Origin of the sequence: Morganella sp. EGD-HP17 (assembly GCF_000512315.2) — a bacterium.
Lineage (GTDB): Bacteria > Pseudomonadota > Gammaproteobacteria > Enterobacterales > Enterobacteriaceae > Morganella > Morganella morganii.
The window spans coordinates 178,028-203,913 of sequence record NZ_AZRH01000001.1 but is presented as its reverse complement, the minus strand read 5'-3'; the positions used below and the strand labels follow the sequence as shown (position 1 = coordinate 203,913).

25 protein-coding genes are annotated in these 25,886 nt (G+C 52.6%); 12 read left to right on the top strand and 13 right to left on the bottom strand.

The window, feature by feature from the left end:
* Nucleotides 1-66: 66 nt before the first annotated feature.
* From X965_RS00940 to X965_RS00910, 7 genes are all read left to right on the top strand, one after another.
* Nucleotides 67-825, top strand: a complete 759-nt coding sequence (locus X965_RS00940; protein WP_004236449.1) for an outer membrane protein OmpK — start codon at nt 67-69, stop codon at nt 823-825.
* 357 nt (nt 826-1,182) lie between these two features.
* Nucleotides 1,183-2,142 (top strand): cytochrome o ubiquinol oxidase subunit II, encoded by a 960-nt coding sequence (gene cyoA / locus X965_RS19270; RefSeq protein WP_024474587.1) that lies wholly within the window; start codon nt 1,183-1,185, stop codon nt 2,140-2,142.
* 3 nt (nt 2,143-2,145) lie between these two features.
* Nucleotides 2,146-4,137 (top strand): cytochrome o ubiquinol oxidase subunit I, encoded by a 1,992-nt coding sequence (gene cyoB, locus X965_RS00930; protein WP_004240399.1) that lies wholly within the window; start codon nt 2,146-2,148, stop codon nt 4,135-4,137.
* Nucleotides 4,127-4,741, top strand: coding sequence for a cytochrome o ubiquinol oxidase subunit III (locus X965_RS00925; protein ID WP_024474586.1), 615 nt, complete (start codon nt 4,127-4,129; stop codon nt 4,739-4,741). Before cyoB ends, X965_RS00925 begins: the two co-directional genes overlap by 11 nt.
* Nucleotides 4,741-5,073 (top strand): cytochrome o ubiquinol oxidase subunit IV, encoded by a 333-nt coding sequence (locus tag X965_RS00920; protein WP_004236445.1) that lies wholly within the window; start codon nt 4,741-4,743, stop codon nt 5,071-5,073. Before X965_RS00925 ends, X965_RS00920 begins: the two co-directional genes overlap by 1 nt.
* Before the next feature lie 11 nt (nt 5,074-5,084).
* On the top strand, nt 5,085-5,969 hold the full coding sequence (gene cyoE, locus X965_RS00915; protein WP_024474585.1) for a heme o synthase: 885 nt from the start codon (nt 5,085-5,087) through the stop codon (nt 5,967-5,969).
* 108 nt (nt 5,970-6,077) lie between these two features.
* Nucleotides 6,078-7,439 (top strand): MFS transporter, encoded by a 1,362-nt coding sequence (locus tag X965_RS00910; RefSeq protein WP_024474584.1) that lies wholly within the window; start codon nt 6,078-6,080, stop codon nt 7,437-7,439.
* A 42-nt stretch (nt 7,440-7,481) separates the two neighbouring features.
* Here the strand turns inward: X965_RS00910 and X965_RS00905 are convergent, their stop codons facing one another.
* Entirely contained in the window at nt 7,482-7,973 is a 492-nt protein-coding gene (locus tag X965_RS00905) for a YajQ family cyclic di-GMP-binding protein (RefSeq protein WP_004236442.1), read from the bottom strand.
* A 158-nt stretch (nt 7,974-8,131) separates the two neighbouring features.
* On the opposite strand from X965_RS00905, the gene panE reads away from it, so the two are divergent.
* Together panE and yajL are read left to right on the top strand one after the other, a co-directional pair.
* Nucleotides 8,132-9,034 carry a 2-dehydropantoate 2-reductase gene (gene panE / locus X965_RS00900; RefSeq protein WP_036416659.1) on the top strand — a complete coding sequence of 301 codons (903 nt, stop codon included), beginning with the start codon at nt 8,132-8,134 and terminating at the stop codon, nt 9,032-9,034.
* Complete coding sequence (yajL, locus tag X965_RS00895; protein ID WP_024474582.1) at nt 9,003-9,623, top strand: protein deglycase YajL; 621 nt, start codon at nt 9,003-9,005, stop codon at nt 9,621-9,623. The genes panE and yajL overlap by 32 nt, the downstream gene beginning before the upstream one ends.
* On the opposite strand, the gene X965_RS00890 is transcribed toward yajL, so the two are convergent.
* Nucleotides 9,614-11,395, bottom strand: a complete 1,782-nt coding sequence (locus tag X965_RS00890; protein WP_036416657.1) for a DUF4153 domain-containing protein — start codon at nt 11,393-11,395, stop codon at nt 9,614-9,616. The genes yajL and X965_RS00890 overlap by 10 nt on opposite strands.
* Nucleotides 11,396-11,540: 145 nt before the next feature.
* Nucleotides 11,541-12,989 carry a tRNA uracil 4-sulfurtransferase ThiI gene (gene thiI / locus X965_RS00885; protein WP_004240408.1) on the bottom strand — a complete coding sequence of 483 codons (1,449 nt, stop codon included), beginning with the start codon at nt 12,987-12,989 and terminating at the stop codon, nt 11,541-11,543.
* 212 nt (nt 12,990-13,201) lie between these two features.
* On the opposite strand from thiI, the gene xseB reads away from it, so the two are divergent.
* Genes xseB through dxs form a run of 3 tightly spaced genes read left to right on the top strand, consistent with a single transcriptional unit; the run spans nt 13,202 to nt 16,340 of the window.
* Entirely contained in the window at nt 13,202-13,456 is a 255-nt protein-coding gene (gene xseB / locus X965_RS00880; protein ID WP_004236437.1) for an exodeoxyribonuclease VII small subunit, read from the top strand.
* Between the two features lie 34 nt (nt 13,457-13,490).
* Nucleotides 13,491-14,414, top strand: a complete 924-nt coding sequence (gene ispA / locus X965_RS00875) for a (2E,6E)-farnesyl diphosphate synthase (RefSeq protein ID WP_004236435.1) — start codon at nt 13,491-13,493, stop codon at nt 14,412-14,414.
* A 57-nt stretch (nt 14,415-14,471) separates the two neighbouring features.
* Nucleotides 14,472-16,340, top strand: a complete 1,869-nt coding sequence (gene dxs / locus X965_RS00870) for a 1-deoxy-D-xylulose-5-phosphate synthase (protein ID WP_024474579.1) — start codon at nt 14,472-14,474, stop codon at nt 16,338-16,340.
* Between the two features lie 63 nt (nt 16,341-16,403).
* On the opposite strand, the gene thiL is transcribed toward dxs, so the two are convergent.
* From thiL to queA, 10 genes are all read right to left on the bottom strand, one after another.
* A complete protein-coding gene (thiL, locus tag X965_RS00865; protein WP_036416654.1) occupies nt 16,404-17,393 on the bottom strand; it encodes a thiamine-phosphate kinase in 990 nt (329 codons plus the stop codon).
* Between the two features lie 97 nt (nt 17,394-17,490).
* A complete protein-coding gene (gene nusB, locus X965_RS00860; protein WP_004240412.1) occupies nt 17,491-17,904 on the bottom strand; it encodes a transcription antitermination factor NusB in 414 nt (137 codons plus the stop codon).
* A gap of 26 nt (nt 17,905-17,930) precedes the next feature.
* Complete coding sequence (gene ribE, locus X965_RS00855; RefSeq protein WP_004236430.1) at nt 17,931-18,401, bottom strand: 6,7-dimethyl-8-ribityllumazine synthase; 471 nt, start codon at nt 18,399-18,401, stop codon at nt 17,931-17,933.
* 121 nt (nt 18,402-18,522) lie between these two features.
* Nucleotides 18,523-19,632 (bottom strand): bifunctional diaminohydroxyphosphoribosylaminopyrimidine deaminase/5-amino-6-(5-phosphoribosylamino)uracil reductase RibD, encoded by a 1,110-nt coding sequence (gene ribD / locus X965_RS00850; protein WP_036416862.1) that lies wholly within the window; start codon nt 19,630-19,632, stop codon nt 18,523-18,525.
* A 5-nt stretch (nt 19,633-19,637) separates the two neighbouring features.
* Nucleotides 19,638-20,087 (bottom strand): transcriptional regulator NrdR, encoded by a 450-nt coding sequence (gene nrdR / locus X965_RS00845; protein ID WP_004236428.1) that lies wholly within the window; start codon nt 20,085-20,087, stop codon nt 19,638-19,640.
* 111 nt (nt 20,088-20,198) lie between these two features.
* Nucleotides 20,199-21,167 (bottom strand): protein translocase subunit SecF, encoded by a 969-nt coding sequence (secF, locus tag X965_RS00840; RefSeq protein ID WP_004240415.1) that lies wholly within the window; start codon nt 21,165-21,167, stop codon nt 20,199-20,201.
* A gap of 10 nt (nt 21,168-21,177) precedes the next feature.
* Nucleotides 21,178-23,025, bottom strand: a complete 1,848-nt coding sequence (gene secD, locus X965_RS00835; RefSeq protein WP_004240417.1) for a protein translocase subunit SecD — start codon at nt 23,023-23,025, stop codon at nt 21,178-21,180.
* Nucleotides 23,026-23,060: 35 nt separating this feature from the next.
* Nucleotides 23,061-23,396, bottom strand: coding sequence for a preprotein translocase subunit YajC (gene yajC / locus X965_RS00830; RefSeq protein ID WP_004236424.1), 336 nt, complete (start codon nt 23,394-23,396; stop codon nt 23,061-23,063).
* Nucleotides 23,397-23,497: 101 nt separating this feature from the next.
* Nucleotides 23,498-24,622: a tRNA guanosine(34) transglycosylase Tgt gene (tgt, locus tag X965_RS00825; RefSeq protein WP_004240418.1), complete on the bottom strand. Its 1,125-nt coding sequence runs from the start codon at nt 24,620-24,622 to the stop codon at nt 23,498-23,500.
* Between the two features lie 98 nt (nt 24,623-24,720).
* Entirely contained in the window at nt 24,721-25,797 is a 1,077-nt protein-coding gene (queA, locus tag X965_RS00820) for a tRNA preQ1(34) S-adenosylmethionine ribosyltransferase-isomerase QueA (RefSeq protein WP_036416652.1), read from the bottom strand.
* Between the last annotated feature and the right edge of the window lie 89 nt (nt 25,798-25,886).

Below are 25,886 nucleotides of genomic sequence, written 5' to 3'. Positions count from 1 at the left end.
CCTATATTCGCGCTGTTACTTCTGACTTCGATACTCTTTAACGACCAAATAAACAGCTAATAAATTATGAAAAAAACGACTATTGCAGCCCTGATCGCTGCAACCGCCGCGTTTTCTGCGCAGGCTGAATATCAGTGGGGATTTGCTAACGTCAGCATGAACTATCTGGACTGGACCCCGCATACCACTCACAAAAGCGGCAACAGCACGCACAAAGATGACTTTGCGTATCTGGAGCTTGAGGGCGGTGCCGGTTTCAGCTGGGGTGAGCTTTATGGTTTCTTCGACCTCGAGAACGCGTTTAACAGTAAAAACGATTCCGATGCCGGTGATAACCAGCGTTACACCTTCAAAACCACGGCGCGTATCTACCTCGGTGATACCGGTTTCAACGCCTACGGCCATGTCTACGGTACTTACTCTCTGCCGGGTAACGGCGGTAACTTCCATGAAGTGAACACCCTGTATGGTATCGGTTATAACACCGAATTCAACGGCTTATGGTTCAAACCATTTGCTGCCCTGCACTATGTTGATCAAACGTTTTACAGCGGCAACAACGGCTATGTCCTCGGCTGGGTTGCCGGTTATGACTTTAACCTGTGGAATGAAAAATTCAGCGTCACCAACTGGAACGAAATCGAGCTTAACCGCAACGATCGTTACGGCAACGGCGGGCGTGACGGCGTCAACGGCGCGCTGGCCTTATGGTGGACACCGGTTCCGTCAGTGACAACCGGCATTCAGTACCGCTATGCGGATAACAAACTGGGTGAGGACTTTTACCAGCAGGCTGTGGTTTACAGCATAAAATATAACTTCTAGATCACATTTTTCCGCTGCGGGGGGCAAAATCCCCCCGTATTTTTACCAGGAAACTGTTTCTGAACAAAAAAATTTCACCATTACGTCATATAAAGTGTAATAATCAGTGTTTCATCCTTTCGGTATTTCCTTCCCTAATCTAAGCTTAAATATAAATTTGTCTCCCGATTGTTAAAATTGTGATTTTTATTTCACGATTTCACAAAAATTGGCTCACTTGTGATCCTTTTAACATAAAGAGGCAACAAACCAACCAATCTTATTACATATATTTACACTGATCTTACCTTGCCGTAATATGTGCGGACTGATGAAACGACAAGAGTACTTGAGTACCTTTGTTTTTGGGGTCGTTGGATGAGACTTATGAACTACAAAAAGAGTATTGGGGTAATCTCGCTGCTCGCATCTGCACTTTTGCTGGGCGGATGCGATATGGCACTGATGAACCCGAAAGGCACTATCGGTGCTGAGCAAAAAACACTGATTTTAACCGCCATTGGTCTGATGCTCATTGTGGTTATTCCGGTCATTATCATGGCAATCGTTTTTGCCCTGCGTTACCGGGAAACCAGAAAAGCAACTTACCGTCCTGACTGGGCGCATTCCAATAAAATCGAGCTGGTCGTCTGGACTGTTCCGATCATTATCATTCTGATCCTGGGTACCATTACATGGAAAACCACCCATGAGCTGGATCCGTACAAGCCGCTGGTCAGTGACCAGGAGCCTGTCACCATCCAGGTTATCTCAATGGACTGGAAATGGTTATTTATCTATCCGGATCAAGGCATTGCCACTGTCAATGAGATCGCATTCCCTGTCGGTGTTCCTGTCAATTTCAAAATCACCTCTGATTCTGTGATGAACTCGTTTTTCATCCCGCAGTTAGGCGGCCAGATTTATGCGATGGCAGGTATGCAGACCAAACTGCATCTGATTGCGGAAGAACCGGGCGTGTACAAAGGCATTTCTGCCAGCTACAGCGGCCACGGTTTCTCTGACATGAAATTTACCGCCACTGCCACCCCGACACGCGAAGCCTTCGATGAATGGGTTGCGAAGGTGAAAGCCTCACCGGACACCCTGACCACCACCGAAGCGTTTGACGCACTGGCAAAACCGAGTGTGAACAACCCGGTTGTCTATTTCTCCGCTGTCAAACCAAACCTGTTTGTGGACACCATTAACAAATTTGGTCACAGCGGCCACGGTGCCGGGAAGACACACGAAGGCGAAAGCCATTCAATGATGAACATGAGCGCAGATGAACACAGCAGCCATATGCCTGCAGCTCATGCCGGGAATGAGGGGTAAAGCATGTTCGGAAAATTAACACTGGATGCCATCCCCCTGCATGAGCCTATCGTTGTAATTACGGTACTGGGTATCATTCTGGGTGGTGCTGCACTTGTCGGTCTTATCACCTACTTCCGCAAATGGACGTGGTTATGGACTGAATGGTTGACCACCGTTGACCATAAAAAAATCGGTATTATGTACATCATCGTTTCAATGGTGATGCTTATCCGTGGTTTTGCTGACGCCATAATGATGCGCGCCCAGCAGGCCCTTTCGTCTGCCGGTGAAGCCGGATTCCTGCCGCCTGAACACTACGACCAGATCTTTACCGCCCACGGCGTTATTATGATCTTCTTCGTCGCGACACCGTTTGTTGTCGGCCTGATGAACCTGGTTGTGCCGTTACAGATCGGCGCCCGTGACGTCGCCTTCCCGTTCCTGAACTCCCTGAGCTTCTGGTTCTTCGTGGTCGGCGTGATGCTGGTGAATATCTCTCTGGGTATCGGGGAATTTGCACAGACCGGCTGGCTGGCCTATCCGCCGCTGTCGGGACTGGAATATAACCCGGGCGTCGGGGTCGATTACTGGCTGTGGAGTCTCCAGATATCCGGTATCGGTACATTGCTGACCGGGGTGAACTTCTTCGCCACCGTACTGCGTATGCGCGCGCCGGGCATGTCGATGATGAAAATGCCGGTCTTCACCTGGGCGGCATTCTGTACCAATATCCTGATTATCGCCGCGTTCCCGATTCTGACTGTCACCTTAACCGGCCTGACATTAGACCGCTACCTGGGCACCCATTTCTTCACCAATGATATGGGCGGCAACATGATGATGTACATCAACCTGGTGTGGGCATGGGGCCACCCGGAAGTGTATATCCTGGTTCTGCCGGTCTTCGGGGTCTTCTCTGAAGTCACTGCGACATTCTCGAAAAAGCGCCTGTTCGGCTATACCTCACTGGTATGGGCAACTATCGCGATTACCGTACTGTCCTTTATCGTCTGGCTGCACCACTTCTTTACCATGGGCTCCGGTGCGAACGTCAACGCCTTCTTCGGTATCGCCACGATGATCATCTCCATTCCGACCGGGGTGAAGATATTCAACTGGCTGTTTACCATGTATCAGGGTCGTATCGAATTCAAAACCCCGATGCTCTGGACGGTCGGCTTTATTATCACCTTCTCCGTCGGTGGTATGACCGGGGTTCTGCTGGCCGTGCCGGGGGCAAACTTTGTCCTGCATAACAGCCTGTTCCTGATTGCACACTTCCATAACGTCATCATCGGCGGTGTGGTCTTCGGTTGCTTCGCCGGTACCGCTTACTGGTTCCCGAAAGCCTTCGGTTTCACCCTGAACGAAAAATGGGGTGTCCGCGCATTCTGGTGCTGGTTCATCGGTTTCTTTGTTGCCTTTATGCCGGTTTACGTGCTGGGCTTCATGGGAATGACCCGCCGTATCAGCCAGAACATTGACCCGACCTTCCACACCATGCTGTTAATCGCAGCCGTCGGCGTGGCGATTATCGGTGTCGGTATTCTGTGCCAGGTTATTCAGTTCTACGTCAGTATCCGTGACCGTGACCAGAACCGCGACCTTACCGGGGATCCGTGGGGCGGCCGCACGCTGGAGTGGGCAACCTCTTCACCACCTCCGTTCTATAACTTTGCTGAAGTACCGGATGTTCAGTCCCGTGATGAATGGTGGGATATGAAAGAAAAAGGCACCGCGCATAAACGTCCTGCAAAATATGAAGAAATTCATATGCCGAAAAACACGGCAGCAGGTGTGATTATCGCCGGTTTCAGCCTGATCTTTGGTTTCGCCATGATCTGGCATATCTGGTGGCTCGCGATTGTCGGTTTCGCCGGCATGATCGTCACCTGGATTGCAAAAAGCTTCGACGAAGATGTGGATTACTATGTTCCTGTGGCTGAAGTCGAAAAAATCGAAAACGCCCACTACGAACAACTGAGCAAGGCAGGTGTGGATAATGTCAACTAATACCCTGACTCAACATAATAACGCCCATGATAATCATGGGCATCACGATGCAGGTGCGACCAAGGTCTTCGGATTCTGGGTCTACCTGATGAGTGACCTGATTCTGTTTGCGAGTCTGTTCGCCATTTATGTGGTGCTGAAAGACGGCACCGCCGGCGGCCCGACCGGCAAAGAGATCTTTAACTTACAGTTTGTACTGGTGGAAACCTTCCTGCTGTTATTCAGCAGTATCACCTACGGCTTTGCCATGCTGGCAATGAACCGCAATCAGGTGGGTCAGGTTAATCTGTGGTTATTTGTGACTTTCCTGTTCGGCCTCGGCTTCGTAGCGATGGAAATCTATGAATTCCATGAATTAATCAGCGAAGGTTACGGCCCTGACCACAGCGGCTTCCTGTCCGGTTTCTTCACCCTGGTGGCAACACACGGTCTTCACGTCACAGCCGGTCTTATCTGGATCATCATCATGATCATCCAGACCAGCCGCCGCGGCCTGACCGAAGTGAATAAAACCCGCCTGAACTGCTTAAGCCTGTTCTGGCACTTCCTGGACGTGGTCTGGATTTGTGTGTTCACCGTTGTTTATCTGTTGGGGGCACTGTAATGAGTCATTCAAATACAGCCGGTACCGGGGCAAGCCACGGTAGTGTGAAAACCTATCTGATCGGCTTTATATTGTCGGTCATTCTGACAGTCATCCCGTTTTATATGGTGATTGAGGGAACCGCCTCAACATCTGTTCTGCTGGCGACTGTTGTGATTACTGCTGTTGTTCAGATTCTTGTTCACCTGGTGTGCTTCCTGCACATGAATACCGCGTCTGAAGAGCGCTGGAACCTGATTGCGTTCCTGTTCACGCTCCTCATTATCGGTATCGTGGTCGTGGGTTCACTGTGGATTATGTACAACCTGAACATCAATATGATGGTTGATTAAGAGTTGCCGATATGATGAAGCAATACCTGCAAGTGACCAAACCGGGAATTATTTTCGGAAATTTAATTTCTGTGGTCGGGGGATTCCTGCTCGCCTCCAAAGGTGACATTGATTACCCCCTGTTCATTGCGACATTGCTCGGTGTCTCGCTGGTCGTGGCCTCCGGTTGTGTTTTTAACAATTACATCGACCGCGACATCGACTCCGTCATGGAACGCACGAAAAACCGCCCTCTGGTAAGAGGGCTTATTGACCCGAAAATCAGTCTGGTTTATGCCTCTGTGCTGGGTATTGCCGGCATGGTGCTGCTGTTAGTGGCAGCCAATGCGGTGGCAATGCTGATTGCTGTTGTCGGCTTTGTGGTTTATGTCGGGGTTTACAGCCTGTACATGAAACGCAAATCGGTCTACGGCACACTGGTCGGCAGTCTGTCCGGTGCCGCACCGCCGGTTATCGGCTACTGCGCGGTGACAGGCCAGTTTGATACCGGCGCACTGATCCTGCTGTTAATCTTCAGTTTATGGCAGATGCCGCACTCCTATGCGATTGCCATCTTCCGTTTCAAAGATTACCAGGCGGCCAATATCCCTGTACTGCCGGTGATTAAAGGTATTTCTGTGGCGAAAAACCACATTATCCTGTACATCATCGCCTTTATGTTTGCCACACTGATGCTCGCCATCAGCGGGTATGCGGGATATAAGTACCTGATTGTCGCCGCAGCGGTCAGTGTCTGGTGGCTGGGCATGGCGTTATCGGGCTATAAGACAACCAATGATCGTGTCTGGGCGCGTAAATTGTTCGTGTTCTCCATTGTCGCTATCACGTCACTCAGTGTGATGATGTCTGTTGACCCCAGCGTCTCCGGTGATGTTCTGCTGGCCTACAGTCGTTAACACACACTTTCTGTAATAACAAAATGGCAGGGCTCCCCTGCCATTTTGTGTTTAGTAAAAACCACAAATCTCATTAGAATGTGGTGTCTGTCTTTTTGAGGTTATCCCATGAACGATAATAAAATGACCCCGCTTGAGCGTCGCGCGACCTGGGGTTTAGGCTCGGTATTTTCTCTGCGCATGCTCGGCATGTTCATGGTATTGCCTGTTATCACCACGTTCGGACTCGATTTTAAAGACGCCACCAGCACCCTGATAGGCTTTGCCATTGGTGTCTACGGCCTGACCCAGGCCATCTTCCAGATCCCCTTCGGCCTGCTTTCTGACAAAATCGGCCGCAAGCCGCTGATTGTCGGCGGGCTGATTATTTTTATGGCGGGCAGTATTGTTGCCGCACTCAGCCACTCTATCTACGGTGTGATTGCCGGACGGGCGCTCCAGGGCGCAGGAGCGATATCTGCTGCCGTCATGGCATTACTGTCCGATACCACCCGCGAACAAAACCGCACCAAAGCGATGGCGTTTATCGGCATCAGTATCGGGATCACCTTTGCAGTTGCTCTGGTACTCGGCCCGGTACTGGCGGATATCGTCGGTCTGTCCGGCCTGTTCTGGGGTATTGCCCTGCTCGCCTTCCTCGGGATCCTCGTCACCCTGTATGTGGTGCCGGACAACAAAGAGCACCGTCAGAACAGAGAAACCGCCGTGGTAAAAGGCGCGATTAAGCAGGTGCTGATGGATAAGCAGCTCGCCCGGCTGAATTTCGGGATCCTCGCCCTGCACACCCTGCTGATGGCCACCTTTGTCGCGCTTCCTCTGGTAATGAGTGATGCCGGGCTGGCGCGGGAATCTCACTGGAAGGCGTATCTGTACACGATGCTGATCGCCTTTGTGTCTGTTCTGCCGTTTATTATTTATGCGGAAAAGTACCGCAAAATGAAGCAGGTTTTTGTCAGTTGCGTAATCATGATGGCGCTGGCAGAAATCGTGTTTCTGCTGGCAGACAAAAACCTGTGGCTGCTTTACGGCGGATTACAGATTTTCTTTATCGCCTTCAATGTGATGGAAGCGATTCTGCCGTCACTGATCAGCAAAGAAGCGCCGGCGGGCTACAAAGGGACGGCGATGGGGATTTACTCCACCAGCCAGTTTATCGGCGTGGCACTGGGCGGCAGCCTCGGCGGCCTGCTCTACGGCATCAATGGTGCGGTAACGGTTTTCGGCGGTGGTCTGATACTGACACTCATCTGGCTGGCTGTTAGTCTGACACTGCGTCAGCCGCCGTATGTCAGCAGTCTGCGTCTGGAGTTACCGGAAAATGACGTAAATAATCCGGATATTGCTGTGAAATTACGCGAACAGCCGGGTGTGAGTGATGTAGTGATTATTGCGCAGGAACGGGCGGTGTATGTGAAAACAGATACCAGACTGTCAAACCGCAAACAACTTGAGGCCGTTTTACAGGGCTGACAGGAACCGGCAACCGTACTGATGCAGGTTGCCGGATAACACTCAGTCGCGGAAGTTTTTGAACTGGAAAGGCTGCCCCAGTTTTCCTTCGCGTACCAGTGCCATTACAGACTGTAAATCATCACGGGATTTGCCGGTCACCCGGACTTCTTCTCCCTGGATTTGCGCCTGCACTTTCAGTTTGCTGTCTTTGATCAGCTTGACGATCTTTTTCGCCAGTGCAGCATCGATCCCCTGTAACAGGGTTGCCTCAACACTGTACAGCTTACCGCTGTGAACAATCTCATCCGGTACAGTCAGAGACGCACCGTCAATTCCGCGTTTCGCCAGTTTTTCCCGCATAATATCAACCAGCTGATTGACCTGGAAATCAGATTCACTGGTCATTTTAACACTGTTATTTTTCTCATTGAGCTCAATCGTGGCGGTAATGTTGCGGAAATCCCAGCGACTGGTCACTTCACGCTGTGCGTTTTCCACGGCATTGCGCACTTCATGTAATTCAACTTCAGAAACAATATCAAATGATGGCATCGGAAGACCTCCCTATATTCAACTGACCGGCATAATACCGGGTTTATCAGACCAACAAAAGCACTATATTTCCCGCTATATTTACTAAGGTGCAAACGGCCAAAAAGTGGTACTATTCAGTGATATTGCTCACATCTTTTTCGCTGTCCGGAGTCCTTATGAAAATAACAGTACTGGGTTGCGGCGCAATCGGGAAACTCTGGCTCGCTGCACTGTCAGGCAATCATGAGGTGCAGGGATGGATGCGTATTCCCCAGCCCTACCTGAATGTGAATATTGACTCTCTGAACGGGGAGCCGTTTTACGGGCAATTTACCACAAACGATCCGGAATTCCTCGCACAAACCGAATTATTACTGGTTTGCCTGAAAGCCTGGCAAACCTCCGAAGCGGTCAATCAGTTGCTGCCGCAGATACCGGAATCCTGCCCGGTGTTACTGCTGCACAATGGCATGGGCGTGGCGCGTGAGTTATCCCCCTGCCCGAATCCGCTGCTGACCGGCATCACCTCCCACGGCGCATATGAAGAAAACGGCCTGCTGCATCACAGCCGCCGGGGACTGACCCATATTGGCCCTGTGAATGAACGCGCCCGTCATTACGGCCATCTGGCGGATATTCTGCATGATGCACTGCCGGATGTGGCCTGGCATGATGAAATCGATGCGGCCAGCTGGCAAAAACTCGCCGTGAACTGCGTTATTTCTCCGCTCACCGTTATCTATGACTGCAAAAACGGCGGACTGATGGCGCACCTGCCGCAAATCCGCGTACTGTGTGATGAAGCTGCTGAAGTGATGCTGCGCGAAGGGATCCACACTGACGGTGATAATATCTATGAATATATTCTTCATGTGATTGAAAAAACTGCGGATCACAGCTCATCCATGCGCCGGGATATTCTTTACGGCCGTTATACCGAAATTGATTACATCACCGGCTATCTGCTGCAACGTGCCCGTTATCACGGGATCCTGCTGCCGGAACATATTCACGTTTACAGCCTCGTCAAACAAAAAGAGGAACAAAATGCCCCCTTCAGTTCTCATTTGTCTCGCTGACGGCTGCGAAGAAACCGAAACCGTCACCACCGCTGATTTGCTGGTGCGTGCCGGTGTAACGGTCACACTCGCCAGTGCCAATGATGACGGCAGTTGCCTGATCACCGGCTCACGCGGGATCCGCATTATGGCCGATGTGCCGCTGGTGCGGGTAGCGGACACCCCGTTTGATGCCATTGTGCTGCCGGGTGGCCTGAAAGGCGCGGAGAATCTGCGTGACAGCCCGCTGGTGATTGAAAAAATCCGCCGCATGCATTGTGACGGGCACATTGTTGCCGCTATCTGCGCAGCGCCGTCTGTCATTCTGGTGACCCACAATCTGTTTCCGCTCGGCAATATGACCGGTTATCCGGCGCTGGAAGATAAAATACCGGCAAAACAGTGGGTCAATCAGCGGGTCTATTTTGATGAGCGCGTTAATCTGCTGACCAGCCAGGGCCCGGCCACCGCCATCGATTTTGCCCTGCGTCTGACAGAGCGCCTGTGCGGACAGGAAACCGCAGCAAAAGTGGCGGCAGAATTAGTACTGCCGCCGGGGATATGGGATTATCAGGATTCCCCTTACCGCACGCTGGCTGATCAGGGCTGAATAACAAGCGGAGCCGGTGTTGCGGGCGTCTGTATTACCTCAGGAGCCTGTTCCGGTTCTGCACCCTTTTCAGGCTCCGGAACCACCATCATCCAGACTTTGGGTTTCAGTGAATAATGTCCCGCTTTCAGTGCCGCCCAGGCCGCCTGCTTCTCTTCTTCAGAGGCATACTGAATATCCTGGTAATCCCGCTCTTCCCAGACCTGTTTATCCGGCTGACCGTCTGTGACTTCCGTGGCTTGCTGCCAGATCTGACAATAGAACGATGAATCAGAAGAACCGGTAATACAGACCACCGCATCATCCTGTCCGTTGCCGTCCGCATCCGCCATAAAGCCGATGCACTCCCCGCCTGCAGAGGATTCGGTACAGAACCAGCTGCGCGTGACATCAGGATTTCCTTCCCACCAGGACTCCGGCAACGCCGGTCTGCCCGCTACTGTGAGCATGACCTCCCGCAGTGTCCGGCGGTTATCCTGATCATAAGAGGAGTATGTCAGTGCTTTACTGTATTCCGGATTTTCATTCAGCACCGCGAGTACCGCCTCTCCCCGTTTACCCAGGTCTTCCAGGGTATAGCGGATATCAGAGGTGACTTTGATTCTGCCCTTTTCAATACCCGCCAGAATACTGTTTGCCGTGATCTGTTTAAAATCCGCCAGCGGACTGCTGATCACCAGGATAATCGCCATCAGTATCAGTAATCCGGCTTTGTTGACCGGCCCGAGCAATCCGGCCCATCTGCTGCGTTTCCATAACAGTGCCGCGCTGTACGCCAGCACAACCACCGCCAGAAACAGTGCGATACAAAATCCGTATAACCGGTCGATACTCCAGCTGTACTGATTAACACGCACCAGAATGCCGTAAACCGATAACAGCGAAAAAACGTTCAGCAACAGCACACCAGCCAGCACCAGCCCGTTGAGCCATGAGCGGAAACGCGGCACACATTCATTGCCGTAAACCAGATTCAGCAGCAGGATATTCAGCGAAACAAACCAGATCATGGTGAATGAACCCAGCCCGCTGACACGGACGCCGGTCACCACGGATAACAGCAATCCGCCTGCCGCAATCACACCGATAACAGTCAGCAGCGGTAACAGTACCCGCGCCACATAACCGGCGATTTTGCCGGTGCTGAAGGTGAATACCGTGCGGATAAACACAAGGCTGATATTGAATCCGAGACAAAAACTCATCCAGAAATACAGAGAATCATTCAGCCAGTCACTGAGAAATTCCAGATTCACAATCCGGAACAGGTAAACCGCCAGAAACAGCATTCCCATCACCAGCAGGCCGATAAGCCCCGCCAGCGCACCCAGCACGGTATTTCTGACATACTGCTCTGTCAGCAGCGCATAATCCGGGTTCCACGAGCCGGACAACTGCCGCAGCTGAAACCACGGCAGGATCAGCCAGAACAGCAGAACCATCAGAGGAATGAGTGAAGAGAGTTCACGGGTGTGGCCCGCCGTTGCCTCACTCAGATACCAGAAATTCATCCAGACACAGAGAACGGCAGTCAGCAGCAGCCCTGCCCAGAGTGCCGCCGAAGAAAAACGGTTAATCAGATAACTGAATACCGACGGCACAAACAGCGCCAGCAGCATCGGCAGCCAGACCAGCGACCCCGGCACCTGCCACGAACTGCGGATAAGGTAATCGGATGTTGCATTCAGTGTAAGCCCCTGAAGGAGCGCCACCACAATAACAATAACATAGACAAAACGGCTTGCCGGTGCCTGAAGCGCACTGTTTTTCATTCTGAAACCCCGTCAGTAATATAGGTTGCTGCCGGACAGCATAGTGCCGGAACCGGCACAACGGTATCCCTTAAACTCTGAAAAAAGACAATAAAAAACCCCGCCTCCACAGAGGCGGGGTTCAGAAATAAATGACAGCTGCGACTCAGGGACGATACACCTTCACATTGGTATAGCCCTGCTCTGCCAGATACAGCGCCTGCAGACGGCTCATCACCCCGCGATCGCAGTAGAGCAGATAAGTGGTCTCCGCCGGTAAATCACCGAACTGAGTGCTGAGTTTGTAGAACGGCAGTGTGCGCACTTCCGTTCCCTCAATTTTCAGCGGATGCGCTTCCTGTTCATCCGGCGAGCGGATATCCAGCACCACATCCGTGGCAGACAGTTCTGATACCATCTCCACTTCAGTAACCTGCTGCTCACTCTGCTGCGCGATCACACGGATATCCATGTTCTGCGCGTTGAGCACCACATCATCCAGAATTGCAAAATCGAATTTCTCTTCTTCGGCTTCGATTTTCTCTTTCACCGCTTTCACAGTCGGGTTTTTCGAGATCACGCCGCAGAATTCCGGCATGGTACGGGCAAAATCTTCAGTACCGATCTGACGGGCAAGATTGATAATGGTTTCTTTGTCGTGTGAGATCAGCGGACGCAGCACCAGGGTGTCTGTCGCGTTGTCGATCATGCGCAGGTTAGTCAGCGTCTGGCTGGAAACCTGTCCCAGTGCCTCGCCGGTCACAATCGCCTGTACGCCGTAGCGTTCCGCGACGCGGGATGCCGCGCGGACCATCATCCGCTTGAGTACCACGCCCATCTGGCCGTCATCCACTTTTTCCAGAATTTCCGCTACCACCGGCTCAAAGTTCACCGCCACAAAGCGGACTTTGTGCGAGCTACCGAAACGGTTCCACAGGTAATGCGCTACCTGTTTCACACCGATTTCATGTGCCGCACCGCCTAAATTAAAGAAGCAGTAGTGAACACGGCAACCACGGCGCATCAGCATATAGCTGGAGACACCGGAATCGAACCCGCCGGAGATCAGAGACAACACATCTTCCTGAGTCCCGATCGGGAAACCGCCGATCCCTTCCAGACGGCGTACCACAAGGATCAGTTTGTCATCTTCCACTTCCAGATTCACCGTCACATCCGGATGCGTCAGTTTTACCTTCGCGGACGGAATATGCTGATTCAGACCGCCGCCGACATAGCGCTCCAGCTCAATGGAGCTGAACGGATGCTTACCACGGCGCTTGGCACGGACACAAAAGGTTTTGTTTTCCAGTGATGCGGCATACATTTCGAAGGTCTGCTCATAGATATTATGCAGATCGGTAAATGCGCGCTCTTCCACCTGTAAAATATGGTGGATACCGGGAATGCGGGTCAGGCGATCAGCCACACCTTCGCCAAGCTCTTCTTTCTTCACGCGGACTTCAAGATAGTCCCAGTGACGGACAACCGCCACATCTTCGGCCAGATCTTTAAGCACATTGCGGATATTGCTGGTCAGAATTTTAATAAAGCGCAGGCGGACACTCTGGCTTTTGATGGTAATTTCAGGAAATAATTTAATGATAAACTTCATAACGGTTTACTGGCTATCGGCTTGATTTGCAAAGGACGGAGCAGCCGGTGTCAGGCAGCGGCAATCCCCGTTGATGAAATTGAAAGGCGGCAGTATATCACCATATCTCGATCTGCCCCGTAAAAATCGTAAATGAAAGGCACAATTTTCACTGAAAAGTGTAAACTAGGAATTATTTGCGACATAAATGCAACATCACTGAAAAACAGACCATGACCAAAAAAACATCCGCAACGAAAACCGATGCACTGAGCTTTGAAGCATCACTCGATGCCCTTGAAGGGATCGTCACCCGTCTGGAAGCGGGTAACCTGCCGCTGGAAGAAGCCCTGGCCGAGTTTGAACGCGGTATCGCACTGACCCGCACCAGCCAGAAAACCCTGATGGCAGCCGAACAGCGGGTTCAGATCCTGCTGAATGATGATGAAAACGCCCCGCTGAGCGATTTTACACCTGAAAACGACTGACCGCCCGGATCCGGCGGTTCCTGTGTGAACGAGAATGACCATGCCAGAACAAACTCCCGAAACATTCCGCAACCAACTGACACAGGCCAGAGAGCGTGTTGATCACGTTCTTGATGAGATCCTGACCACGCTGCCGTTTGCCGCCACCGACATGGGTAAAGCCATGCATTACGGCGCCCTGCTCGGCGGAAAACGTCTGCGCCCGTTCCTGGTGTACGCCACCGGTGAGATGTTTGGTGTGACGGCTGAAAACCTGGATGCCCCGGCGGCAGCGATTGAGTGTATTCACGCCTATTCCCTGATCCATGACGATTTACCGGCCATGGATGACGACACACTGCGCCGCGGCAAACCGACCTGCCACGTCGCCTTTGGTGAAGCGAATGCTATTCTGGCGGGGGATGCCCTGCAAACCCAGGCATTTGCAATTCTCGCCGCCCGGCCGATGCCGGATGTCCGCCCGCAGGACCGTCTGGCGATGATCGCCGAACTGGCGGATGCCGCCGGTCTTGGCGGAATGTGCGGCGGCCAGGCACTTGATCTGGCAGCAGAAGGAAAAAACATCGGTATTCATGCGCTGGAACAAATACATAACCATAAGACCGGTGCTTTAATCCGTGCTTCCGTCCGTATGGGCGCGATGAGTGCCGGTGAAGCAGGCTATGCCGTATTACCGGCTCTCGACACTTACGCACAGGCTATCGGCCTGGCGTTTCAGGTTCAGGATGACATTCTGGATGTTATCGGTCATACGGATGTGATCGGAAAAAGCCAGGGTAGTGATGCCGCTCACGGGAAGAGCACATATCCGTCACTGCTCGGGCTGAAAGCAGCTCAGGATAAAGCACAGGCGCTTTATCAGGAATCACTGGCTGCGCTTTCACAGCTTGAAGAACATCATTACAACACAGCAACCCTGCGTGAGCTTGCTAATTTTGTGATTGAACGTAACAGCTAATCCGTCCGGCACATTCCGGTATTTTCAGAAACTTTAATAAGAATTAGTGAGCATTACATGAGTATTGATATCGCTAAATATCCGACTTTGGCACTCGTTGAGACGCCTGATGATTTGCGTCTGTTACCGAAAGAGAGTTTACCGAAACTCTGCGATGAACTGCGGCAATATCTGTTAAACAGCGTCAGCCGTTCCAGCGGGCATTTCGCCTCCGGTCTGGGCACGATTGAACTGACCGTGGCACTCCATTATGTCTATCAGACTCCGTTTGATAACCTGATCTGGGATGTCGGCCACCAGGCCTATCCGCATAAAATCCTGACCGGGCGCCGCGACCGCATTGACACTATCCGCCATAAAAACGGGCTGCACGCCTTCCCGTGGCGCGAAGAGAGTGAATATGATGTCCTCAGTGTCGGCCACTCCTCCACCTCCATCAGTGCCGGTGTCGGGATGGCGGTTGCCGCTGCCCGTGAGGGACGCAACCGTAAAACTGTCTGTGTGATCGGCGACGGCGCGATCACCGCCGGAATGGCCTTTGAGGCAATGAACCACGGCGGGGATATCAAATCCGACATGCTGGTGATCCTCAATGACAACGAGATGTCTATCTCCGAAAACGTCGGTGCCCTCAATAACCACCTGGCACAGCTGCTTTCCGGCAAGCTCTACACCACACTGCGTGAAGGCGGAAAGAAAGTGTTCTCCGGCCTGCCGCCTATCAAAGATCTGCTGAAGAAAACCGAAGAGCACATCAAAGGCATGGTGGTGCCGAGCACGTTCTTTGAAGAGCTGGGCTTCAATTACATCGGCCCGGTGGACGGACACGATGTGCTTGCGTTAATCCAGACCCTGAAAAATATGCGTGACCTGAAAGGTCCTCAGTTCCTGCATATTATGACGAAAAAAGGGCGCGGTTATGAACCGGCTGAAAAAGATCCGATCAGCTGGCACGCCGTCCCGCAGTTTGATCCGTCAACCGGCACACTGCCGAAAAGTAAATCGTCCAAACCGACCTTCTCAAAAATCTTCGGTGACTGGCTGTGTGAAGAAGCAGAGCACGATCCGAAACTGATGGCGATCACCCCTGCCATGCGCGAAGGTTCCGGTATGGTGCGCTTCTCCAAATCCTTCCCGGATCAGTATTTTGATGTCGCGATTGCTGAACAGCACTCCGTCACCTTTGCCGCCGGGCTGGCTATCGGCGGTTACAAGCCGGTTGTCGCAATTTACTCCAGCTTCCTGCAGCGCGCCTACGATCAGGTGATCCACGATGTCGCGATTCAGAAACTGCCGGTCCTGTTTGCTATCGACCGCGCCGGGATTGTCGGCAACGACGGTCCGACACACCAGGGCGCGTTTGACCTCTCCTTCCTGCGCATCCTGCCGAACATGGTGATCATGACCCCGAGTGATGAAAACGAGTGCCGCCAGATGCTGCACACCGGTTATCACTACGGCAAAGGCCCGGTTGCGGTGCGTTATCCGCGCGGCGGCGGCTGTGGTGCCACACTCCAGCCACTGACTCAGATTGAGATCGGTAAAGGTATTGTGCGCCGTGAAGGGGAAAAAACCGCAATTCTGGTCTTCGGTACCCTGCTGGAGGAAGTCCTGAAAGCGGCAGAGAATCTGAATGCCACTGTGGTAGATATGCGTTTTGTCAAACCGCTGGATGAAGCCCTGATCCTGGAGATGGCAGCGCGCCATGACACACTGGTGACTGTCGAGGAAAACGCCGTTATGGGCGGTGCAGGCAGTGGCGTGAATGAATTCCTGATGGCGCAGCGCAAGCCGGTGCCGGTGCTCAATATCGGTCTGCCGGACAGCTATGTGCCGCAGGGCGACCAGGAAGAGATCCGCAGCGATATGGGCCTGGATGCAGAGCATATTCAGAAATCCATCGAAGCGTATCTGACAAAAGCCTGATTATTCTTCCGGACATAAAAAACCCTGCTGCTGCAGGGTTTTTTATGTCATCAATAATGCCGCTTACTCCGCCGCCGCTTTCACCGCAAAGTGATCAAACCCGCTCAGGGCCGGTTTTACTTCCTCACCTTTGCTGAAATAGCGGATACCGTCACTCTCCGGTTTCATCTGCCCGATACAGCAGAAAGGTGCGCCGGTATGTGCCAGTGCCATTTCCAGTGCGCCACGGTTGATTTCCGGAACGGTAAAGCACAGTTCGTAATCCTCACCGCCCGCCAGTGCACGGGCAAGCGCCTGCTCCGGTGATGAACAGGCTTTCAGTGCCTCAGACATCGGTAAGTTATCCAGCTCAATCCTGGCACCGCAGCGGCTGGCTTTCAGGATATGGCCGAGATCGGAAATCAGACCGTCAGAGATATCTATTGCAGAGGATGCGAGATCGCACAGTGCCTGTCCCTGCAAAATACGCGGTTGCGGCCGCAGATGGCGTTTCAGCAGATACTCTTTATGCGCAGGATCATCAGGCTGCAGTTCACCCAGCAAGATTGCCAGTCCGGCGGCGCTGTCACCCAGTGTGCCGGTGACGTAGATCCAGTCGCCGTTACGGGCACCAGCGCGTTTCATCGCCCGCCCGGCCGGGACCAGACCATGAACCGTCAATGTCAGGCTCATCGGGCCGCGTGTGGTATCGCCGCCGATTAACTGCATGCCGTAATAATTCAGTTGCTCAAAGAAGCTGTCGCTGAACTCGCCCAGCCACGCTTCATCAATGGACGGCAGTGTCAGCGCCAGGGAAACCCAGGCCGGATCCGCACCGATAGCGGCCAGATCACTTAAATTCACAGCAAGGGATTTCCACGCCAGATCACGGGCAGAAACGGAAGGCAGAAAATGAATACCGGACACCAGGGTATCCGTGCTGACAGCAACCTGCTGTTTTTCCGCTACGGTCATCAGAGCGCAATCATCCCCGATACCCAGTTCAACGTCCCGGCGGTAATAGTGCTGCCGGTCAAAAAAACGCCGGATGAGATCAAATTCACCACAAGCCATAATCAGAAATTCCGCAATCAGATAAAGACAAAAGGCCGGTTAAACCGGCCTCTTTTATATCATGTCATTTATGTCCTTGCATAAAAGTATCAGATGATTACTTTCTGCGGGCATTTGGCGCGGCTTTATCAAGCACGCCATTGACAAATTTGTGGCTCTCTTCCGCGCCGAACACTTTTGCCAGTTCAATCGCTTCGTTGATAACCACTTTGTAAGGGACATCCTCACGGTAGCTTAATTCATACATCGCCAGACGCAGAACCGCTTTTTCCACCTGACCTAACTCCTCCAGCTGGCGGGAGAGGTACGGAGCCATCAGTGCATCAAGGCGCACCGCATTCGTTGCCGCACCGAAGAACAGCTCACGAAAATAGGCGACATCAACGTCTTTGACATCCTGCTCTGACAGAAATTCTGATTCAACATCCGCAATATTATTGCCGGATAACTGCCACGAATAAAGCGCCTGAACGGCACATTCACGAGCACGACGACGAGCTGCAGGTTTCACACATATCCCCTTACTAAAATCCGGATTCAGCCTTTGATGGCTTTAATTACATTAATCATTTCCAGCGCGGTCATCGCGGCTTCCGCCCCTTTGTTACCGGCTTTGGTTCCCGCACGTTCAATGGCCTGTTCAATATTTTCGGTGGTCAGCACCCCGAAAGTAACCGGAATCGAGCTGTTCATCGCAACGGCAGATAACCCGGAGCTGCATTCACCGGACACATATTCAAAATGTGCGGTGCCGCCGCGGATAACAGTACCCAGTGCAATAATAGCGTCATATTTTCCGGTATCAGCCAGTGTTTTCACTGCCAGAGGCAGTTCATAAGCACCCGGCACCCAGACCGTTGTAATGTTCTCAGAGGAGACCTGGCCAATACGCTCAAGCGCATCAACCGCACCGTCTAACAGGCTGTCGTTGATGAAGTTGTTAAAGCGGGCAATTGCGATGGCGATACGCGCACCCGGCGCACTGACAACACCTTTAATGACGTTCATAGCCTTTCCTTCTTACGAGTTTCATACTGCGGGGCGCGGATTTTATCACATTCTTTCCGTCACCGCGCCTGTGTTTTTCAAACTCCGGAATAAAAATTAAATTCCGGCGTAAATTCAGAGGTTAATAAACCGGGGTCAGCCGCAGGCGGAGATCCGGCCCGACCATCGTGCAGTCGTCGATCCGCAACTGCGGCGCATCACGCAGATGCGCAAGCGGCGGCAGTGTAAAGAGATCCTGCGCATCACTGCCCAGAATCTTCGGTGCCAGATAAAGCACGATTTCATCCGCCAGTCCGGCTTTCAGCAGTGCGCCCGCCATATGTGAGCCGCACTCTGTCCAGATATGATTAATATTGCGTTTGCCGAGCTGCATCATCAGCAGAACCAAATCAACACCACAGCCGTTCTCCGGCAGGATCATTTCCTCAACGTTGCCCTGCCAGTTATCCGGCTGAGAAGCGGTCCGCGCCAGCCAGCAACTGCCCGGCAATTGTGTGACGCGGTGCTGAGCGGTCACCCGCTGACGGCTGTCTGTGATAATCCGCACCGGCTGACGGATATCCGTCTCCGGATAGCTCTGCTGCAGCGATGCCGGGAAATCCGCATGGCGGACAGTCAGGCCCGGATCATCTGCCAGAACCGTGGCACTGGTGGATAAAATCGCCCCGGCCTGTGCACGGAACTGCTGCACATCCTGCCGCGCGGCTTTTGAGGTGATCCACTGGCTTTCGCCGTTGGCTAATGCGGTTTTGCCGTCGATCGACGCAGCCATTTTCAGCTGAATATACGGGAAACCGGTACGCATCCGCTTAAAGAAGCCCTTATTCAGGGCTTCCGCTTCCTGCATCAGTACGCCGTGGCTGACCTCAATACCGGCTTCGCGCAGTTTAAACAGTCCGCGTCCGGCCACCTGCGGATTCGGATCCTGCATGGCGGCCACCACCCGGCTGACGCCGGCATTTATCAGCGCTTCGGCACACGGCGGTGTACGGCCGTGGTGACTGCACGGCTCCAGTGTGACATACGCGGTGGCGCCACGGGCTTTATCACCGGCCATGCGCAGCGCATGCACTTCCGCATGCGGTTCACCGGCACGCTGATGGTAACCTTCACCAACGATTTCGCCGTCACGGACAATCACACAGCCGACATTCGGGTTCGGCGCTGTGGTAAAACGACCCAGCGCCGCCAGTTCAAGGGCGCGGGCCATATAAAATTCATCAGAATGCATCATGTTCAGTCCTGCAGGCGGGCAATTTCCTCGCCGAATTCACGGATATCCTCAAAACTGCGGTAAACCGACGCAAAGCGGATATACGCGACTTTATCCAGCTTTTTCAGCTCGCTCATCACCAGTTCGCCGACAAACTTAGCAGAGACTTCCCGTTCGCCGGTAGCCCGTAACTGCGATTTGATGTGACTGAGGGAGGTTTCGATATCGTCAGAGCTGACGGGGCGTTTTTCCAGCGCCTTCTGCATACCGCGGCGCAGTTTTTCTTCGTCAAACGGTTCTCGGCTGTCATCACTTTTGACCACACGCGGCATCACCAGCTCGGCGACCTCAAACGTGGTAAAACGTTCGTGGCATTCCAGGCACTGACGGCGGCGGCGGACCTGAGAACCATCACCCACCAGGCGTGAGTCGATGACTTTGGTATCAACGGCGGAGCAAAACGGGCAATGCATAAATTATCCTGCGGGTCAATGAACTGTTGCGGTAGTTTACCCTGTTTATACATAAAAAACACCCTGCATGCATGCACATGCAGGGTGTTTTATGTTTTTTCGCGGCAGAAATTACGGCAGGATAGATTCCTGGTCCGCGCCTTCTTTTTCCACTTTCTGCACAATCAGGTGCTCACGCTTCATACCCAGTTTCAGGGCCAGCGCAGACGCCACGTAGATTGAGGAAATCGTACCGATAGACACACCAATCAGCATGACCAGCGAGAAGCCTTTCAGCATTGCACCACCGAAGATATAGAGCATCAGAACCACTAACAGGGTGGTTGCCGATGTCATAATGGTACGGCTTAACGTCTGAGTCAGGGAAACGTTCATGATCTCATACGAGGTACCACGGCGGATTTTGCGGAAGTTCTCACGGATACGGTCAGATACCACGATGCTGTCGTTCAGTGAGTAACCGATAACCGACATCAGGGATGCCACAATGGTCAGGTCAATCTCAATATGGAACAGCGACAGTACGCCGAGGGTGATGATAACGTCGTGCGCCAGCGCGATAACCGCACCTAACGCCAGACGCCATTCAAACCGCATCGCCACATAGATCAGGATACAGATTAATGCCGCGATCAGCGCCATTGCGCCGGTCTGAGCCAGTTCCGCACCCACACTCGGGCCGACGAACTCGATACGTTTGACCACCGCACTCTCATCAATGTTTTTATTGATCACATTGATAACGGTTTTACCCAGTTCCTGACCCGCAGTACCTTCTGCCGGCGGCAGACGTACCATGATGTCACGGCTGCTGCCGAAGTTCTGGATCAGCGGATCTTTAAACCCGGCCTGCGCAACGGTATCACGGATTTTATCCAGATCTGCCGGCTGGCTGAAGTTAACTTCAATGACGGTACCGCCGGTGAAGTCCAGACCCCAGTTAAACCCTTTCACGCCGATGATTGCCACAGAGGCAATCAGCAGCAGTGCCGAGATGGTAAATGCCACGTTGTCCCAGCGCATAAAGTCATAGACTCTGCGGCCGTGGTTTAATTGTTCAACAGTATAATCCTGTGCCACAACGTGCTCCTTAAATAGACAGCTTATTAATACGTTTACCGCCATACAGCAGGTTCACGATGGCACGTGTACCGATAATCGCTGTAAACATGGAGGTTGCCACACCAATGGCTGTCGTAATCGCAAACCCTTTAATCGAACCGGTACCGACCGCGTAAAGAATGACAGCAGTAATCAGTGTGGTTAAGTTTGCGTCGATAATACTTGAGAAGGCGCCTTTGTACCCTTCATGGATTGCCTGCTGGACAGAACGCCCGTTGCGCAGTTCCTCTTTGATACGTTCGTTTATCAGAACGTTCGCATCAACCGCAACCGCAAGGGTCAGCACGATCCCCGCAATCCCCGGCATGGTCAGCGTAGCGCCCGGTAACAGCGACATCACCCCGACAATCAGGATAAGGTTCGCCAGTAACGCGCTGCTCGCGATCAGACCGAATTTACGGTAGTAGATCACCATGAACAGAATTGAGGCCATCAGCCCCCACAGACATGCTTCCAGGCCCTGCTCGATATTCTGCAGACCCAGAGTCGGCCCGATGGTCCGCTCTTCCACAATCTGGATTGGTGCAATCAGGGCACCGGCACGCAGCAGCAGTGATAACTGACGTGCTTCATTGGCATTATCAATCCCGGTGATACGGAAGTTTGATCCTAAACGGGACTGAATATTGGCAATGTTGATAACTTCTTCGTTTTTCTCAAGGATTGAGCGGCCTGCGGCATCTTTACGCCCGCTGTCTTTATATTCGACAAACAGGGTCGCCATCGGCTTATACAGGTTATCCTTGGTGAAATCGGACATGGTGTTACCACCGGCGCTGTCGAGCGAGATGCTGACCTGCGGCTGACCGTACTCATCACTCTGTGAAGTGGAGTCAGTAATGTGGTCACCGGTCAGAATCACACGCTTGTACAGGGCGACTTTGCGTCCGTCACGGGTGTATTTCACTTCAGTGTCACCCGGGATACGGCCTGCTTCGATAGCGGCAGGGTCAACAGCACCGTTGACCAGACGGAATTCCAGGGTGGCAGTTGCCCCGAGGATTTCTTTCGCCCGTGCGGTGTCCTGAATACCCGGTAATTCCACCACGATGCGGTCCGCACCCTGACGCTGTACCAGCGGCTCGGCAACACCGAGCTGGTTAACACGGTTACGCAGGATAGTGATGTTCTGCATGACAGCATAGCTGCGCGCTTCACTTAAGCGCTGGTCGCTCATTACGGCGGTCAGCGTGTTATCTGTACCGTCTTTGAAGACTAAATCGCGCAGGCGTTTAGATAACAGCGAGCTGGCTTCGGAACGTGATGCATCATCACGGAAGCGGACTTCCACGCCGTAATCCGCTGATTTGCGGACAGACGCAAACGGAATGCTGTTTTCACGCAGCAGCGAGCGGATACCGTCGAGGTTCTGCTCCTGCAGTTTACCCAGCGCGGTTTCCATATCCACTTCCATCAGGAAGTGAACACCACCACGCAGGTCGAGACCCAGTTTCATCGGCTCGCCACCCACGGCGGTCAGCCATTTCGGTGTCGCCGGGGCAAGGTTCAGGGCAACAACATATTGTTCACCTAAGCCTTTCACCAGCTCTTCACGGGCACGTAACTGGATATCAGGATTTGAGAAACGGGCAAGTATCACACCGTTTTCCAGTGCGACCGACTTACTCGCGATCTGATCTTTTTCTAAAATGGTCCGGACCTGATCCAGGGTCTGTTCATTGGCGGCGGTTCCCCGCGCGCCAGTGATTTGAACAGCCGGATCCTCTCCATACAGGTTTGGAAGCGCATAAAGCAAACCGATGAGGATCGCAGCGATCAGCATCAGATACTTCCACAAAGGATAACGGTTTAACACGGCAGTCCCTTCGGGAAAATCATACTACAGGAAGATTACAGCGCCTTCAGTGTACCTTTCGGTAAAACTGCTGCGACGAAATCACGTTTGATGGTTACTTCAGTTGTTTCGTTCAGTTCCAGAACGATGTAGCCGGTGTCAGACACTTTAGCCACACGACCGATCAGACCACCGGTAGTTAACACTTCATCACCTTTGGTGATGGAGTCCATTAATTGCTTGTGTGATTTAGCACGTTTCTGTTGCGGGCGCAGGATCATGAAGTAGAAAATCAGCACGAAAACGACCAGCATAACAATCAGAGACATCGGGCTGCCCTGAGAAGCGGCTGCACCGGTTGATGCTACTGCGTCAGAAATGAAAAAACTCATCAAACTATCCTCTTGTTATTCACATAATTATCAGGCAGATAAACCTGCCGGTGGTGTATCGCCTATGTTATACACCACCGGGTGATCCCGTTTCGGGGAAATCACTCACTTAACGGCGGAACGGGTTTCCCGATCCGCTGATAAAATTCAGCGGCAAATGCTTCCAGACGGCCTTCTTCAATTGCCTGCCGGATACCCGCCATCAGACGCTGATAGTAGCGCAGATTATGAATGGTATTTAAGCGCGCGCCAAGGATTTCATTACAGCGATCCAAATGATGCAGGTAAGCGCGCGTATAATTGCGGCAGGTATAGCAGTCACATTCCGCATCCAGCGGCGATGTATCTGATTTATACTTCGCATTACGGATTTTTACCACGCCGTCCGTCACAAACAGATGACCGTTACGGGCATTACGGGTCGGCATCACGCAGTCGAACATATCAATACCGCGGCGCACACCTTCCACCAGATCTTCCGGTTTACCCACGCCCATTAAATAGCGCGGTTTATCTTCCGGGATCTGCGGACAGACATGCTCGAGAATCCGGTGCATATCTTCTTTCGGCTCGCCGACAGCCAGACCGCCCACAGCGTACCCATCAAATCCGATTTCCACCAGTCCTTTCACAGACACATCGCGTAAATCTTCGTAAACACTGCCCTGGATGATACCGAACAGCGCATTCGGGTTACCCAGCTCATCGAAACGGTCACGGCTGCGTTTAGCCCAGCGCAGAGACATTTCCATGGATTTCTTCGCGTAGTCCCAGTCCGCCGGATACGGTGTGCACTCGTCAAAAATCATCACGATATCAGACCCGAGATCGTACTGGATTTCCATCGATTTTTCAGGACTTAAGAAGATTTTTTCACCGTTGATCGGGTTGCGGAAATGCACGCCTTCTTCTTTGATTTTACGCATCGCACCCAGGCTGAACACCTGGAAACCGCCGGAGTCAGTCAGAATCGGGCCTTTCCACTGCATAAAATCATGCAGGTCGCCGTGCAGCTTCATAATTTCCTGGCCGGGGCGCAGCCACAGATGGAACGTGTTGCCTAATAAGATTTGCGCACCGGTCTCTTTCACTTCTTCCGGTGTCATCCCTTTCACTGTGCCATAAGTCCCCACCGGCATAAATGCAGGGGTTTCAACAACGCCACGATCAAAAATTAAGCGACCACGGCGCGCACGGCCGTCTGTCGTCTGCAGTTCATATTTCACAAAACCTCCGGCATCAGAAAAACAGTCTGATGATGTTTAATTAGCGGCAGTCAGTCAGCAGTCGCTGAAATCTGCCGGATCAATAATTCTGTAGTATATCAGTCGTCGTGACCAACTTTTTCAAATTTCGCCTGCGGGTTGCGGGTAATAAACATCGCATCCCCGTAGCTGAAGAAACGGTAACGTTCACGCACCGCCGCTTCATACGCCTGCATGGTGTGCTGATAACCGGCAAAGGCGGAAACCAGCATAATCAGCGTGGATTCCGGCAGATGGAAATTGGTGATCAGCGCATCCACCACCTGATACTCATATCCCGGATAAATAAAGATTTGGGTATCATCAAAGAATGGCGCTATCAGTGCATCCTGTGCCGCTTTCGCCGCACTTTCCAGGGAGCGCACGGATGTTGTGCCGACCGCAATCACTTTATTACCCCGCGCTTTACACGCCAGCACGGCATCAACCACATTCTGCGGCACTTCCGCATATTCGGAGTGCATGATGTGATCTTCGATGTTATCCACACGCACCGGCTGGAAAGTCCCCGCCCCGACATGCAGGGTGACAAAGGCCATTTCCACGCCTTTTTCGCGCAGTGCCGCCAGCAGCGGCTCATCAAAGTGCAGCCCGGCAGTCGGTGCGGCCACCGCGCCGGGGCGGTCATTATACACGGTCTGGTATAACTCGCGATCCGACTCTTCATCAGGGCGGTCAATATAAGGCGGCAGCGGCATATGACCAATCTGATTCAGAATGGTCAGCACATCGCGCTCATCATCAAAACGGATTTCAAACAGCGCATCGTGACGCGCCACCATGGTGGCTTTCACGCTCTCATCTTCGCCCAGCAGCAGCTCCGCACCCTCTTTCGGTGCTTTCGATGCGCGGACATGCGCCAGTACACGGTGCTCATCCAGCATCCGCTCCACCAGCACTTCAATCTTTCCGCCGGAGGCTTTGCGGCCGAACATTCTGGCGGGGATCACGCGGGTATCATTAAATACCAGCAGATCACCGGGATTGAGTTTATTCAGCACTTCGGTGAAGATACCGTGGTTCAGTTCACCACTGATACCATCAAGCGATAACAGACGACACTTGCTCCGCTCCGCCTGCGGGTAGCAGGCAATCAGTTCGTCCGGCAGTTCAAAAGTAAAATCGGCAACACGCATGAGATTCTCGGTTTCATCTCAAAAAGAAAAACAGGCGCAATAGTCTAGTGCCCCGGTAAGCAGGGCGCAAGAAATAACCCGCCGACGGC

Coding starts and splice junctions, on each gene's coding strand:
- X965_RS00940 (WP_004236449.1), top strand. CDS start 67: ATGAAAAAAACGACTATTGCAGCCCTGATCGCTGCAACCGCCGCGTTT.
- cyoA (WP_024474587.1), top strand. CDS start 1,183: ATGAGACTTATGAACTACAAAAAGAGTATTGGGGTAATCTCGCTGCTC.
- cyoB (WP_004240399.1), top strand. CDS start 2,146: ATGTTCGGAAAATTAACACTGGATGCCATCCCCCTGCATGAGCCTATC.
- X965_RS00925 (WP_024474586.1), top strand. CDS start 4,127: ATGTCAACTAATACCCTGACTCAACATAATAACGCCCATGATAATCAT.
- X965_RS00920 (WP_004236445.1), top strand. CDS start 4,741: ATGAGTCATTCAAATACAGCCGGTACCGGGGCAAGCCACGGTAGTGTG.
- cyoE (WP_024474585.1), top strand. CDS start 5,085: ATGATGAAGCAATACCTGCAAGTGACCAAACCGGGAATTATTTTCGGA.
- X965_RS00910 (WP_024474584.1), top strand. CDS start 6,078: ATGAACGATAATAAAATGACCCCGCTTGAGCGTCGCGCGACCTGGGGT.
- X965_RS00905 (WP_004236442.1), bottom strand. CDS start 7,973: ATGCCATCATTTGATATTGTTTCTGAAGTTGAATTACATGAAGTGCGC.
- panE (WP_036416659.1), top strand. CDS start 8,132: ATGAAAATAACAGTACTGGGTTGCGGCGCAATCGGGAAACTCTGGCTC.
- yajL (WP_024474582.1), top strand. CDS start 9,003: ATGCCCCCTTCAGTTCTCATTTGTCTCGCTGACGGCTGCGAAGAAACC.
- X965_RS00890 (WP_036416657.1), bottom strand. CDS start 11,395: ATGAAAAACAGTGCGCTTCAGGCACCGGCAAGCCGTTTTGTCTATGTT.
- thiI (WP_004240408.1), bottom strand. CDS start 12,989: ATGAAGTTTATCATTAAATTATTTCCTGAAATTACCATCAAAAGCCAG.
- xseB (WP_004236437.1), top strand. CDS start 13,202: ATGACCAAAAAAACATCCGCAACGAAAACCGATGCACTGAGCTTTGAA.
- ispA (WP_004236435.1), top strand. CDS start 13,491: ATGACCATGCCAGAACAAACTCCCGAAACATTCCGCAACCAACTGACA.
- dxs (WP_024474579.1), top strand. CDS start 14,472: ATGAGTATTGATATCGCTAAATATCCGACTTTGGCACTCGTTGAGACG.
- thiL (WP_036416654.1), bottom strand. CDS start 17,393: ATGGCTTGTGGTGAATTTGATCTCATCCGGCGTTTTTTTGACCGGCAG.
- ribE (WP_004236430.1), bottom strand. CDS start 18,401: ATGAACGTCATTAAAGGTGTTGTCAGTGCGCCGGGTGCGCGTATCGCC.
- ribD (WP_036416862.1), bottom strand. CDS start 19,632: ATGCATTCTGATGAATTTTATATGGCCCGCGCCCTTGAACTGGCGGCG.
- nrdR (WP_004236428.1), bottom strand. CDS start 20,087: ATGCATTGCCCGTTTTGCTCCGCCGTTGATACCAAAGTCATCGACTCA.
- yajC (WP_004236424.1), bottom strand. CDS start 23,396: ATGAGTTTTTTCATTTCTGACGCAGTAGCATCAACCGGTGCAGCCGCT.
- queA (WP_036416652.1), bottom strand. CDS start 25,797: ATGCGTGTTGCCGATTTTACTTTTGAACTGCCGGACGAACTGATTGCC.